5 protein-coding genes are annotated in these 15,034 nt (G+C 43.4%); all 5 read left to right on the top strand.

Annotated elements, in window-relative coordinates; translation table 11 throughout:
- Nucleotides 1-701: 701 nt before the first annotated feature.
- The 5 genes from HC965_RS10050 (at nt 702) to HC965_RS10030 (ending at nt 15,004) form a co-directional block, all read left to right on the top strand.
- Complete coding sequence (locus HC965_RS10050; protein WP_191031348.1) at nt 702-4,010, top strand: glycosyl hydrolase; 3,309 nt, start codon at nt 702-704, stop codon at nt 4,008-4,010.
- A 37-nt stretch (nt 4,011-4,047) separates the two neighbouring features.
- Nucleotides 4,048-5,481 (top strand): sialate O-acetylesterase, encoded by a 1,434-nt coding sequence (locus tag HC965_RS10045; protein ID WP_191031347.1) that lies wholly within the window; start codon nt 4,048-4,050, stop codon nt 5,479-5,481.
- A gap of 8 nt (nt 5,482-5,489) precedes the next feature.
- Nucleotides 5,490-7,772: a DUF5703 domain-containing protein gene (locus HC965_RS10040; protein ID WP_191031346.1), complete on the top strand. Its 2,283-nt coding sequence runs from the start codon at nt 5,490-5,492 to the stop codon at nt 7,770-7,772.
- A gap of 68 nt (nt 7,773-7,840) precedes the next feature.
- Nucleotides 7,841-10,480: a glycoside hydrolase family 2 protein gene (locus tag HC965_RS10035; RefSeq protein ID WP_191031345.1), complete on the top strand. Its 2,640-nt coding sequence runs from the start codon at nt 7,841-7,843 to the stop codon at nt 10,478-10,480.
- A 93-nt stretch (nt 10,481-10,573) separates the two neighbouring features.
- Nucleotides 10,574-15,004 carry a two-component regulator propeller domain-containing protein gene (locus HC965_RS10030; protein ID WP_370539970.1) on the top strand — a complete coding sequence of 1,477 codons (4,431 nt, stop codon included), beginning with the start codon at nt 10,574-10,576 and terminating at the stop codon, nt 15,002-15,004.
- Nucleotides 15,005-15,034 lie beyond the last annotated feature (30 nt).

Genomic DNA, 15,034 nt, shown 5'->3' with positions numbered 1-15,034 from the left:
TATATGACAGTGACAATAGTCGGTGATAATAAGGTGATAATAGGAATTTAAAGCCGTTCTATTGTCACTTTTCCGGCATATCAGCAACAAACTGCCACATACATTAGTATAAAAAGCGGCGACTTTAATAGATATACAAGGCGTAACCAATGTATTTAGAAGGCATCCTGTCTTCGTTTCACGTATGTAAACTGTTTGGATTACGTACGTAGACTTGATGGTTCTCGTACGTAATCTATATACTTTACATACATGAAACAAATTCATATTACCGATAGAATAGATTAGATGAGGTTTCAAAGCAGCTAAATCAACGCTTTGTATCCTGTTATATAAGGCATATTAACAGGGAATGACGTTTAGGAAAAGGTACTTAGAAAGAAATCCCGGAAAGAAAAAAGTGACAATAGAAAACGGATATTTTGCTATTGTCACTCTATTATCACCGGCTATTGTCACCGCTTTACGTTTGATTATGAGATATTTAACTTCAAAAAGTGACAAGTGACAATAGAAAAGTGAGATAAAACTATTAATGTAGCAATAAAAAAGTCGATATCCTGACAAAGACAAGGCAAATATCCAATGAGTATCCTATAACTTTGCTTCCGTAAAGTTTATCCTTTTCCAATCTTAGAAACAAATAGTGAGTACAAAACAGCCTTTTTCCCGTCTTATTTAATAGTAAAATATAGATTGGAATGAAAAGCCGACTGAAACAACAAATAGTTACACTCTCTTTATTGGCATGGATAGTTATATGTCCTGCCGATGCACAACAAACACGCTCACTTCGCGATCAATTTCAGAACCCGTCTGACGAAGCGAAACCCTGGACTTTTTGGTACTGGATGTATGGTGCCGTGTCCAAAGAAGGAATTACTGCCGATTTGGAAGCAATGAAGCATGCAGGACTCGGCGGTACTTATCTGATGCCGATTAAAGGCATTAATGAAGGAGTACAATATAATGGCAAAGCACAACAGTTGACTCCTGAATGGTGGGAAATGGTGCGTTTCAGTATGGAGGAAGCCGACCGGTTAGGGTTGAAGTTGGGAATGCATATTTGTGATGGTTTTGCATTGGCGGGAGGTCCCTGGATTACTCCGAAAGAATCAATGCAGAAAGTCGTTTGGAGCGATACGATTGTTGATGGAGGAAAGCTTAATGCGTTACGATTGCCGCAACCGGAAGCTTATGAGAATTATTATGAAGATATTGCGCTGTTTGCTTTACCGATAGTGGATGCAGCAGATGAAATGCCTGCCAAGATTACTTGCATAAACTTGGCAACAGCAGATAATGTAAAGCCTGCCCAAATAGTGAATATGGATGCGGCAGGAGTGATTCGTTCTTCGTATCCATGCTATATTCAGTACGAATACGAGCAGCCTTTTACCTGTCGGAATATCGAAGTCATTTTAAATGGTAATAATTACCAGGCACATCGCTTGAAAGTAATGGCAAGTGATGATGGGGTGAATTATCGTTTCGTGAAACAGTTAGTTCCTGCCCGCCAGGGATGGCAGAATACGGATGAAAATTCGACTCATAGTATTCCTGCAACTACTGCCCGTTATTTCCGTTTTTACTGGACACCCGAAGGAAGCGAACCGGGAAGCGAAGATATGGACGCCGCGAAATGGAAACCCAATCTGAAGATAAAACAACTGCGTCTGCATCGGGAAGCCCGTTTGAATCAGTGGGAAGGAAAAGCCGGGCTGGTATGGCGTGTTGCTGAATCTACTAAGAAAGAGGAAATAGGAAAGAAAGATTGCTACTCACTTTCACAGGTTATTAATCTGACGGAACAATACAATAACATCCCGGCTGGTCATTCTAAAGAGAAAACATTAACTACTATTCTCCCTAAAGGTAAATGGAAATTGCTCCGCATGGGGCATACAGCTACCGGACATACTAATGCTACAGCCGGTGGTGGAAAAGGATTGGAATGTGATAAGTTCAATCCGAAAACGGTACGAAAACAGTTCGACAACTGGTTTGCACAAGCATTCGTAAAGACGAATCCCGAAGTGGCACGCCGTGTATTGAAATATATGCATGTCGACAGTTGGGAATGTGGAAGTCAGAACTGGAATTCTGACTTTGCCGCAGAATTTCAGAAACGCCGTGGATATGACCTAACGCCTTATTTACCACTATTGGCAGGTATTCCTATGGGAAGTGCAGAACAGAGCGAAAAGATTCTGCGAGATGTCCGTACAACGATTGCCGAATTGGTGGTGGATGTATTCTATCAGGTATTAGCAAATTGTGCCAAAGAATACGATTGCCAGTTTTCAGCGGAGTGTGTAGCACCGACAATGGTTAGTGACGGCTTGCTGCATTACCAAAAGGTAGACCTTCCTATGGGAGAATTTTGGCTGAACAGCCCTACCCACGATAAACCGAATGATATGCTGGATGCTATCAGTGGGGCACATATCTATGGAAAGAATATCATTCAGGCAGAAGGATTCACCGAAGTACGCGGTACATGGGATGAACATCCTGCTATGTTGAAGGCTTTGCTGGACCGTAATTACGCATTAGGAATCAACCGTCTTTTCTATCATGTATATGTACATAATCCCTGGTTAGACCGTAAACCCGGTATGACATTGGATGGTATCGGACTTTTCTTCCAACGCGACCAGACTTGGTGGGATAAAGGTGCAAAGGCATTTTCCGAATATGCTACCCGTTGTCAGGCATTGTTGCAATATGGGCATCCGGTGACGGATATAGCCGTCTTTACAGGTGAAGAAATTCCACGGCGTTCGATATTGCCGGAACGATTGGTGCCGTCTCTTCCGGGAATTTTCGGTGCGGAACGTGTCGAAAGCGAACGTGTTCGTTTGGCGAATGAGGGACAACCTTTGCGTGTACGTCCGGTAGGCGTTACACATTCAGCCAATATGGCTGACCCTGAAAAATGGGTGAATCCACTTCGCGGATATGCATACGATAGTTTTAATAAAGATGCATTATTGCGTTTGGCTAAAGTGGAAAACGGCAGAATGACATTGCCGGGTGGAGCTAGCTATAAAGCATTGGTAATTCCTCTTGCACGTCCGATGAATCCCGAACCTGTATTATCTTCGGAAGTACAGAAGAAGATTAATGAATTAAAAGAAGCGGGGGTATTGATACCTTCCCTGCCTTATACAGCAGATGATTTCTCTGCATATGGACTGGAACGTGACATGATTGTACCGGAAGATATAGCCTGGACACATCGCTGTGGTGAACTTGGAGATATTTACTTTGTCACCAATCAAAGAGAAGAGACGCGCACATTTACTGCAAGTATGCGTATCAACGGAAGGAAGCCGGAATGTTGGAACCCGGTGACGGGTGAGATGAATGCTGAACCTTCCTATCATATCAATGGCAACCGAACGGAAGTAACTTTGACGTTAGCTCCCAATGAGTCTGTATTCATAGTATATCCTGCGGAAGAAGTTCTTGAAAGCAATGAAAAGGATTCTCATAAACTACAGAAAGAGCAGAAAGACAGAGTAAAAGAATCTTTGGAATTGCCTTTGGAAGTAGGAGAGTATGCAGTTACCTTTATGGCTAATGGAAAGACGCTTATACGAAAAGAACTTTTCGACTGGAGTAAAGATACAGATGAACAGATACGTTATTATTCAGGAACAGCAATTTATAAAACGACTTTCCGTTGGAAGAACAAACTGAAAAAAGAACAACAGGTCTATTTGAATTTGGGAACGGTTTGCAACTTGGCTACGGTTCGTGTGAATGGTGTAGATTGTGGAACAGTTTGGACAGCTCCTTACCGTGCTAATATTTCAACTGCTCTGAAGAAAGGAACAAACGAACTTGAAATAGAAGTCACAAATACCTGGGCGAATGCGTTGAAAGGGGCTGATGAAGACAAAGCCCCATTTGATGGAATTTGGACGAATGCCAAATATCGGAAACAGGAAAACACTTTGCTTCCGGCAGGATTACTTGGTCCTTTAAGTCTAACAATAGATTAAATTCGTTTTTGACACAGATAAAAAATACTATATGATAATGAGACGTTTAAGATTTAAAGCAAGCATGATATTTGCCGGTTTCCTACTGGCAGTTTGCTTGTCAGCACACGCAGAAGTGAAGCTGCCTGCTATCTTTTCTGATGGCATGGTGATGCAGCAGCAGACAAATGCAAATCTTTGGGGAACTGCCACTCCCAACAGAAAAATAACAGTAACGACGAGTTGGAATGGAAAGCAATACGTGGCAACTGCTGATAAGAACGGTGCATGGAAACTTTCGGTTTCTACTCCCGAAGCAGGAGGGCCGTACACTGTCACCTTTGACGATGGAAGTAAAAAGACACTGAATAATATCCTGATAGGTGAATTGTGGCTATGTTCCGGACAGAGCAATATGGAAATGCCGATGAAAGGATTCAAGAATCAGCCGGTAGAGAATGCCAATATGGATGTTCTTCGCAGTAAGAATCCGAAGATTCGCCTATTTACGGTAAAACGTACTTCTACGTTTACTCCGCAGAATGATGTTGTCGGCTCATGGAAAGAAGCAACTCCTGCCAGTGTTCGCGATTTCAGTGCTACGGCTTATTATTTCGGTAGATTAGTGAATGAAATATTAGATGCTCCGGTAGGATTGGTCGTAGCGGCTTGGGGTGGCTCGGCGTGCGAAGCATGGATGACTGCCGATTGGCTGAAAGCTTTTCCCGACGCAAAGATTCCTCAGTCGGAAGCTGATATAAAATCAAAGAACCGTACTCCGACCGTACTTTACAACGGTATGTTACATCCTCTTATCGGCATGACGATGAAAGGAGTGATTTGGTACCAGGGCGAAGACAACTGGAATCGTGCCCATACATATGCGGATATGTTTACTACATTGATAAACGGCTGGCGTGCCGAATGGAAGCAGGGAGATTTTCCTTTTTACTATTGCCAAATAGCTCCGTATGATTATGGGATTATCACAGAAAAAGGCAAAGAAGCGATAAACTCCGCCTATCTGCGGGAAGCACAATCCAAAGTGGAACATCGTGTCCCGAACAGTGGTATGGCCGTATTACTGGATGCAGGAATGGAAAAAGGAATCCATCCGGCAAAAAAACAAGCAGCCGGAGAACGTTTGGCACTTCTCGCCCTGACTAAAACTTATGGAGTGGAAGGTGTGAACGGGGAAAGTCCATACTATAAAAGTATTGAAATTAAGAATGATACAGTTGTTGTAAGCTTCGAACGTGCCGGTATGTGGATTAGCGGAAAGAACTGTTTCGAATCAAAGAACTTTGAAGTAGCAGGTGAAGATAAAGTGTTCTATCCCGCAAAAGCCTGGATTGAACGCAGCAAGATGCTTGTGAAAAGTGATAAAGTTCCGCATCCGGTAGCCGTACGGTACGGATTTAAGAATTATGTGGAAGGAGATGTATATTGTGACGGATTACCTTTAGGGTCTTTCCGCTCGGATAATTGGTGATATAAGATATGAAGAAATTTTATCTGATTGTAGTTATGCTATTTGTTGGCGTGTCGGCTCTTTGGAGCCAGCATGCCAATGTCGTTTGGAATACCCCCAGTCATAATTCCTCGGAGTCTATGCCTTGTGGTGGTGGCGATATTGGTATGAATATATGGGTAGAAAAGGGTGACATTCTGTTTTATGTAAGCCGTAGCGGTACATTCGACGAAAATAACTGCCAACTGAAACAAGGCCGTTTCCGGCTTCGCCTGTCGCCTAATCCTTTCAAAGAAACGAAAGACTTCCGTCAGGAATTGAAGTTGAAAGACGGATATGTAGAAGTTGAAGCAAGTGGCACACAAATTCAGTTTTGGGTGGATGTCTTTCATCCGGTTATCCATGTTGAAATAACGAATGCACAGCCTTTGCAGGCAGAAGTATCTTATGAAAACTGGCGTTATCAAGAACGTCTCATACGAAAAGGAGAGGGGCAACAATGCTCCTACAAATGGGCACCCCCGAAAGGAACAGTAACAAGTGCGGACTTCGTTTCCTTAAAAGATAATGCGTCCGGGAAGAAGAACCAACTTCTGTTTTACCATCGCAATCCCGAACAAACCATCTTTGATGTTGCCGTAGCACAACAAGGAATGGACGAAGTGAAACCGCAAATGATGAATCCCCTAAAGAATCTGACTTTTGGCGGAACTCTTTTCGGAGAAAACTTAGAATTTGTAAATACGACAGAAGATGTGTATGCAGGAACGGACTACCGTGCCTGGAATTTCCGTTCTTCCAAAGCATCCAGGAAAGAACAATTCTGTATCGTTCTGCATACAGACCAAACAGAAACCCTGTCACAATGGGAACAAGGACTGCAAACTGTTTTACAGAGGATTGCTCCGAAAGGAAAATATGCAGTAAAAACCATAGCGCAGGATAAAAAGCAAACCCGCTCATGGTGGAATACTTTTTGGCAACGTAGCTTTATCGAAGCTGAAGGAGAAGCACAGGAAATTGCCCGGAATTATACACTATTCCGCTATATGTTAGGCTGCAACGCCTACGGTAGTGTTCCAACTAAATTTAATGGCGGATTATTTACTTTCGACCCTTGTCATATAGACGAAAAACAATCATTTACCCCCGATTACCGAAAATGGGGAGGTGGTACAATGACCGCACAGAATCAACGCCTGGTCTATTGGCCGATGCTGAAAAGCGGAGATTACGATATGATGCCCGCCCAATTCAACTTCTACAACCGAATGTTGAAAAATGCAGAATTACGCAGTCGTGTATATTGGCAGCATGATGGAGCATGCTTCAGTGAACAGATAGAGAATTTCGGTTTGCCAAATCCGGCAGAATACGGTTTCAAGCGCCCGGACTGGTTCGATAAAGGCTTGGAATATAATGCCTGGTTGGAATATGAATGGGATACGATTCTCGAGTTTTGTCAAATGATATTGGAAACAAAGAACTATGCAAACGCTGACATCACCCAATATTTACCTCTGATTGAAAGCTCACTGACATTCTTCGACGAACATTATCGACAGCTTGCATCCCGCCGTGGACGGAAAACATTGGATGGTGACGGACATCTGATTCTTTTCCCCGGTTCAGCTTGTGAAACCTATAAGATGACCAATAATGCCAGCAGCACCATCGCAGCCTTGCGGACTGTACTGGAAACTTATGGCAAGAAAGAAGAAATGCTGAAAACAATTCCCCCGATTCCGTTGCGGTCGATAGAAGGAAAGCAAATGATTTCTCCTGCCGTAAGCTGGGAACGAATCAATAATATAGAAACCCCACAACTTTATCCCATATTTCCATGGCGTATCTACGGAGTAGGTAAGGAGAATTTGGAAGTAGCCCGCAATACCTACTTCTATGACCCGGACGCTATCAAGTTCCGTTCACATACCGGATGGAAACAGGACAATATTTGGGCGGCTTGTCTGGGATTGACCGAAGAAGCGAAGCGATTGTCTCTTGCCAAACTCTCCAACGGACCACACCGTTTCCCTGCCTTTTGGGGGCCGGGCTATGATTGGACACCCGACCATAATTGGGGAGGTAGCGGCATGATAGGGCTTCAGGAAATGTTATTGCAGACAAACGGAGAACAAATACTTCTTTTTCCTGCATGGCCTAAAGAATGGAATGTACATTTCAAACTCCATGCACCGGGAGAAACAACCGTAGAAGCAACCTTGAAAAATGGAAAGGTCACAGATTTGAAAGTTTTTCCGAAAAGCCGGGAAAAAGATGTAGTGATTATGTTAGAGAAATATAAATAAAATGCCAACACACCGCAAGGAAACCTTACTCCGGCACTACGCTGGTTATAGTAAAAAATAATAAAGTTATGAATAAAAGACCGTTTTTAATCTTATCAGCTTTTCTCTTACTGTTTTCATGGACAGGAAAAGGACAAGCAACAGAAACTTACCGTCCCGAGACATCGGTAGCCGGATTTATCCAGCTTCCCGGTAGTGGACGACAAGTGTATAATTTCAATCCGGGATGGCGATTCTTTAAAGGAGACATCCGCGGAGCGGAAGCTGTGAATTTTGACGACCGTTCCTGGGAAATAATCTCCACCCCTCATACAGTGGAGCTAATGCCTGCCGAAGCCAGCGGATGCCGTAACTATCAAGGCCCTGCCTGGTATCGCAAACATTTTGTACTTCCTGCCGAAACCAAGGGACAGCGGGTAATGCTTCATTTCGAAGCAGCCATGGGCAAACAGATACTCTACCTGAACGGAAAACGTATTCAAGAACATATTGGTGGCTATCTGCCATTCACGTTAGACTTGACCGCCAACGGTGTACAGTCAGGAGACTCGTGTCTGCTTGCTGTTTTTACAGATAACAGCGACGACAAATCTTATCCTCCCGGCAAACGTCAATACACCCTGGACTTTGCCTATCATGGCGGTATCTATCGCGATGTATGGATGATTGCCAAATCTCCGGTTGCCATCACGGATGCGCTCGATTCTCAAACCATTGCAAGTGGTGGAGTATTCGTTCATTGTGATAAAATCAGCGAAAAGAGCGCACAGGTCTATGTAAAAACAGAATTACAGAATGATGCTCAACATCAGGAATCCGTTATCGTAGAAACAACTTTGACCGATGCAGACGGAAAGGTTATCAGACGTACATCCGGAAAACTTTCTTTGAAACCCGGAGAAAAGAAATCCATCCAACAACAAATGGAAGTAAAGAACCCGAAATTATGGTCGCCGGATACACCTTATTTATATAGAGTACAATCACGTATAAAGAAAGGTAATCAATCCATCGACGGAGGAATCACCCGTGTCGGTATCCGTCTGGCAGAGTTCCGTGGCAAAGACGGCTTTTGGCTGAATGGAAAACCTTTCGGTCAATTGGTGGGAGCAAACCGCCACCAAGATTTCGCTTATGTAGGCAATGCTTTGCCCAACTCCCAGCAATGGCGTGATGCGAAGCGTCTGCGTGATGCAGGATGTACCATTATTCGTGTAGCACACTATCCGCAAGACCCTTCCTTTATGGATGCTTGTGACGAGCTTGGAATGTTTGTTATCGTAGCCACTCCCGGATGGCAATACTGGAATAAAGACCCGAAATTCGGAGAACTGGTTCATCAAAACACCCGTGAAATGATTCGCCGTGACCGCAATCATCCGTCTGTATTGATGTGGGAACCGATTCTGAATGAAACCCGCTATCCACTCGATTTTGCATTGAAAGCATTAGAAATAACCAAAGAAGAATATCCTTATCCGGGACGTCCGGTAGCTGCTGCCGATGTACATTCGGCAGGAGTAAAAGAGCATTACGATGTTGTTTACGGTTGGCCGGGAGACGATGAAAAAGCGGACAGACCGGAACAGTGTATCTTTACCCGTGAATTCGGAGAAAATGTGGACGACTGGTATGCCCATAATAATAACAACCGTGCAAGTCGTAGCTGGGGAGAACGTCCGCTGCTTGTACAGGCTCTATCTTTAGCAAAAAGCTATGATGAAATGTATCGCACCACTGGCTTGTTTATCGGTGGTGCCCAATGGCATCCGTTCGACCATCAGCGCGGTTATCATCCTGACCCATATTGGGGCGGTATTTACGACGCTTTCCGTCAAAAGAAATACGCTTACGAAATGTTCCGTAGCCAGTCACCTGCCAGTCTTCAACATCCATTGGCAGAATGTGGCCCGATGGTGTTTATCGCTCACGAGATGTCACAATTCTCTGATAAAGACGTAGTAGTATTCAGTAATTGTGATTCAGTCCGCCTTTCTATCTACGACGGAACAAAAACATGGACGAAACCTGTGGTTCATGCCAAAGGGCATATGCCAAGCGCACCCGTTATTTTCGATGATGTATGGGATTTTTGGGAAGCACGCGGATATAGCTATACACAAAAGAACTGGCAGAAAGTCAATATGGTTGCCGAGGGTATTATCAACGGAAAAGTAGTATGTACACAAAAGAAGATGCCTTCCCGTCGTTCTACCAAACTACGTATGTATGCAGACACCCAAAAAGTAAACCTCATAGCAGACGGTTCCGACTTTATTGTGGTAGTTGCCGAAGTGACCGATGATAGCGGAAATATTCGCCGACTGGCAAAAGAAAACATCGTATTCACGGTAGAAGGAGAGGGGGAAATTATCGGCGATGCCACAATCAATGCCAATCCCCGTGCTGTGGAGTTTGGCTCTGCACCCATACTAATACGTTCTACCCGGAAAGCCGGAAAGATAAAAGTAAAAGCACATGTACAGTTTGAAGGTATTCAAGCTCCGACAGCTACCGAATTAGAATTTGAAAGTATCCCGGCAGAATATCCTTTCTGCTATGAAGAGCAGACGACAACTTCATCAACGATAAAAGTCGGTACATCGAATCATAAACCTGAAGGTAAAGTCCAATTGACAGAAGAAGAACGCCAACGGGTACTGGATGAAGTAGAACGCCAGCAGACCGAATTTGGAACTGAAAAATAGCACAATAAAAGATAAGAAGATAGTGATTTAGGTCACTATCTTCAAAAAAAAGCTTATCTTTGAGTACACATTTAATTCCAATTATTACCATCAATGAGAAAACGGAATATTCTAATACTATTACTGTTGATGATAGGCGTTTATGCTTTTGCCTATCCGAATATGATTGTGGAACACTACACGGCTGAACGCGGATTGCCTAATAATATCGTTAACTGCACTTTAAAAGGAGAAGATGGTTTTATCTGGTTCGGTACATGGTATGGACTATGTAGTTTTGACGGGACTAAATTCCGTTCCTATGACAACCGCGACGGATTTTATTCCGCCGATATTCCCCCTCGCAAGATTCAGCGTATCGTAGAAGACAAAAATGGTTTTCTATGGATTAAGACCATTGACCGTAAACTCTATCTGTTTGACAAACGTCACGAAAGCTTTCACGCAGTCTATGACGATGTGAAAGAATACTCCGAAAATATCCAAATCATCAAGATTCAGACAACAGAAGACGGGGATGTCCTGTTACTTACCAAAGATAAAAGCCTTTTGCGTGCCTATACCGATAAAGATGGCAAGATTACAATGAAGCAGTTGCACGACTCACGTCCTAACGTGAATGTCTATGATATGCGGTTGAAACATAACGTATTCTGCGAAACACCTGAATTTATCAACTGGATAGGTATGGACTATCAAATACTGTCCCTAAGAAAAGGTGCAGCCCTGAAAGATAAACCGGGCGACTTCATACAGAAAAAAGTTTCCGCTAATCCCGAACAGTTCACTTGTGCTTCCTACAGTTCCAAATTCCTGTGGCTAGGGGATAAGAATGGGCATATTTACAGCATTGACCCGCAAAACGGAGTCGTGAACCGTTATGAAATACCGGAAATCAAACAATCCATCTCCAACTTGCTGGTTACCGAATCCGGTTTAATGTATATTACCACCAATGAAGGAGCTTATGAATACAATATAGGCTACAAGCAACTGACCAAACTTCCATTCACCATTCCCGAAAAAGAGGGTGGAATCATATTCTACGATAAATATGACAAAATATGGTTCCAAGAAGGCAACCATGCTTTGACATACTATGACCCTCTGAACAGAAGTAGCCATCGTTTTACATTTCCTAATCATAATGCCATCGGAAACTTCGAAATGCAGGATGCCGGTGAGCAAGGTATGTTTTTCCTGACTCCGGGCGGAGAGATTCTCCTATTCGACAGAGACAAACTGGAAATGACCCGAATCAATCAGATGAAACCTTTCTCCGACGACATTCCCAACCAACTGTTCTTCCATCTTCTCTTAGATAAGGACGGAATCCTTTGGCTGGCATCTACGGGTAGTGGCGTATATAGAGTAAACTTCCCCAAAAAACAATTCCAGTTATTGACGGAAGTATCTCCTGTTCCCGTTTCTGCTGAGAAGCCCACTTCCTGGAATCAAGGAATACGTGCCCTTTTTCAAGCCCAAAACGGAGATATATGGGTAGGTACCCGCTGGCAAACTTTGTATCGTTTGGACCGTAACGGACAGGTGAAACAGATTTTCTCTGACAAGAACTATCTGTTGGGAGCAGTCTATCATATTATGGAAGACAAAGACGGAAATCTATGGTTCTCTACCAAAGGCAGCGGACTTGTCAAAGCCGAGCCGGATATGAACTCACCTCACGGCCTGCGCTTTACCCGTTATAAGAATGACCCTAAAAATCCGAACTCTATCAGTAATAATGATGTGTACTTTACCTATCAGGATAGTCAGGGACGCATTTGGGTAGGATTATTAGGCGGGGGATTGAACCTGCTTTCCGAAGAAAATGGAGAGATTGTCTTTAAGCATAAATACAACGGACTGAAACAATATCCGCCCTACGGTCTTTATATGGAAGTGCGTACAATGACGGAAGATGAAGACGGACGTATTTGGGTGGGAACGATGGATGGTCTGATGTCTTTTGACGGACATTTCACCGCACCCGAACAAATCCAGTTTGAGACTTACCGCCAGGTTAGCGAACGTTCCAACGTAGCGGACAATGATATCTATGTATTATATAAAGATGCCGATTCACAAATTTGGGTAAGTGTATTCGGTGGGGGACTGAACCGGCTAGTCAGCTATGACAAAGAGAAGCACGAACCGGTTTTCAAGTCTTACGGCATACGTGAAGGCATGAATAACGATGTAGTCAAGTCGATTGTAGAAGATAAGAACGGTAACCTGTGGTTTACAACAGAAATCGGCATTTCCTGCTTCAATAAGGCAACCGAACAGTTTCGCAACTACGATAGATATGACGGCTTTTTGAATGTGGAACTGGAAGAAGGGAGCGCGCTCCGCACATTGAATGGAGATTTATGGGTGGGCACCCGACAAGGAATCCTGGCATTTTCTCCCGATAAACTGGAAACACAACACACGAACTATGATACACGTATCGTTGATTTCAAAGTTTCCAACCGTGATTTGCGTAGTTTCATGGATTGCCCGATTCTGAAAGAATCCATTACCTATGCCGACGCAATTCAACTGAACTATAACCAATCCATGTTCACGATAGAATTTGCTGCCCTGAATTTCTACAATCAGAACCGGGTATCTTATCGTTATATACTCGAAGGTTACGAGAAAGAATGGCACTATACCGGCAAGAACCGTATCGCTTCTTACACCAACGTACCGCCCGGTGATTATACATTCCGTGTAGAAACGATTGACGAAGCTAACTCGGAACTTGTTTCCAACCGTACTTTAGCTGTTACCATCCTTCCACCCTGGTGGCTAAGCTGGTGGGCTACACTTATCTATGTTATTCTTGGGTTGGCAGCTCTTTATTTTGCTTTACGACTGGCTTTCTTTATGATTAAGATGAAGAATGACATCTATATCGAGCAAAAGGTTTCGGAACTGAAAATCAAGTTCTTTACCAATATTTCCCATGAACTCCGCACGCCTTTGACATTGATTAAAGGCCCGATACAGGAATTGAAAGAACGCGAGCAACTATCTCCGAAAGGATTGCAATATGTGGAACTGATGGAGAAGAATACCAATCAGATGTTGCAGTTAGTCAATCAGATACTCGATTTCCGCAAGATTCAGAATGGTAAGATGCGCCTGCATGTTTCCCTGATTGACTTCAACGAGATGATTGCCTCTTTCCAAAAAGAATTCCGGGTACTTTCGGAAGAGAATGAAATCAGTTTCACTTTCCAGTTGCCGGATGAATCAATTATGGTATGGGCGGACAAAGATAAATTAAGTATTGTAATCCGTAATATCATATCAAACGCATTCAAGTTTACCCATGCCGGTGGAAGTATTTATGTTACTGCCGGACTGACGGACGACGGAAAACGCTGTTATGTGCGGGTAGAAGATAACGGAGAAGGTATCCCGCAAAGCAAACTAACCGAAATCTTTGAACGTTTCTCGCAAGGGGAAAATACAAAGAACCCATATTATCAAGGTACAGGCATCGGATTGGCACTTTCCAAAGAGATAGTCAACCTGCACCATGGGTTGATTCGTGCTGAAAGCCCTGAAGGGCAGGGGGCTGTATTTACTGTGGAACTTCTGATGGATAAGGAACATTACCGCCCGTCCGAAGTAGACTTCTATGTCAGTGATACTGAAGTTGCTCCGGCTGCTTCCGAAGAGGAATCGGCCGAGACTCTTTCTTCATCGGAAGGAACGGAAGAAGAACCGGAAATTGATGCTTCGTTGCCAACTCTCTTGTTGGTGGAAGACAATAAAGACCTTTGCCAGTTGATAAAACTTCAGCTTGAGGATAAATTCAATATTCACGTTGCCAATAATGGAGTGGAAGGCTTGAAGAAAGTACATCTATATCATCCTGATATTGTGGTGACTGATCAGATGATGCCCGAAATGGACGGCTTGGAAATGTTGCAAGCTATCCGTAAAGACTTCCAAATCAGTCATATTCCTGTGATTATCCTGACTGCAAAGAACGATGAAGGTGCCAAGACAAAAGCGATTACGCTAGGAGCAAACGCTTACATTACGAAACCATTCAGCAAAGAATACCTGCTGGCACGTATCGATCAGTTGCTTGCCGAACGAAAAATATTCCGTGAACGTATCCGTCAGCAAATGGAAAATCAGACAACGACGGAAGAAGACAGCTACGAACAATATTTGGTAAAGAAAGACGTGCAATTCCTCGAAAAGATTCATCAAGTGATTGAGGAAAATATGGACGACAGCGATTTCAATATAGACACGATAGCTTCCGGCATTGGCTTGAGTCGCTCGGCATTCTTCAAGAAGTTGAAGAGCCTTACCGGATTAGCACCCGTAGACCTGGTAAAAGAGATTCGCCTGAATAAATCCATCGAACTGATAAAGAACACGGATTTAAGCGTTTCAGAAGTTGCTTTTGCCGTCGGATTCAAAGATTCCGGCTATTATAGCAAGTGTTTTCGGAAAAAATATAACCAAACTCCCCGTGAATATATGAATGAATGGCGGAAAGGAGAGAAATAACCGATTACAAAATGCTTTCTTAATCGTCTT

It is taken from the genome of Bacteroides sp. GM023 (assembly GCF_014750685.1).
Lineage (GTDB): Bacteria > Bacteroidota > Bacteroidia > Bacteroidales > Bacteroidaceae > Bacteroides.
This window is presented reverse-complemented; position numbering and strand designations above follow the sequence as displayed.

What these genes read in the sequence shown, in the direction of transcription:
- HC965_RS10050 (WP_191031348.1), top strand. Translation starts at nt 702, where the DNA reads ATGAAAAGCCGACTGAAACAACAAATAGTTACACTCTCTTTATTGGCA.
- HC965_RS10045 (WP_191031347.1), top strand. Translation starts at nt 4,048, where the DNA reads ATGAGACGTTTAAGATTTAAAGCAAGCATGATATTTGCCGGTTTCCTA.
- HC965_RS10040 (WP_191031346.1), top strand. Translation starts at nt 5,490, where the DNA reads ATGAAGAAATTTTATCTGATTGTAGTTATGCTATTTGTTGGCGTGTCG.
- HC965_RS10035 (WP_191031345.1), top strand. Translation starts at nt 7,841, where the DNA reads ATGAATAAAAGACCGTTTTTAATCTTATCAGCTTTTCTCTTACTGTTT.
- HC965_RS10030 (WP_370539970.1), top strand. Translation starts at nt 10,574, where the DNA reads ATGAGAAAACGGAATATTCTAATACTATTACTGTTGATGATAGGCGTT.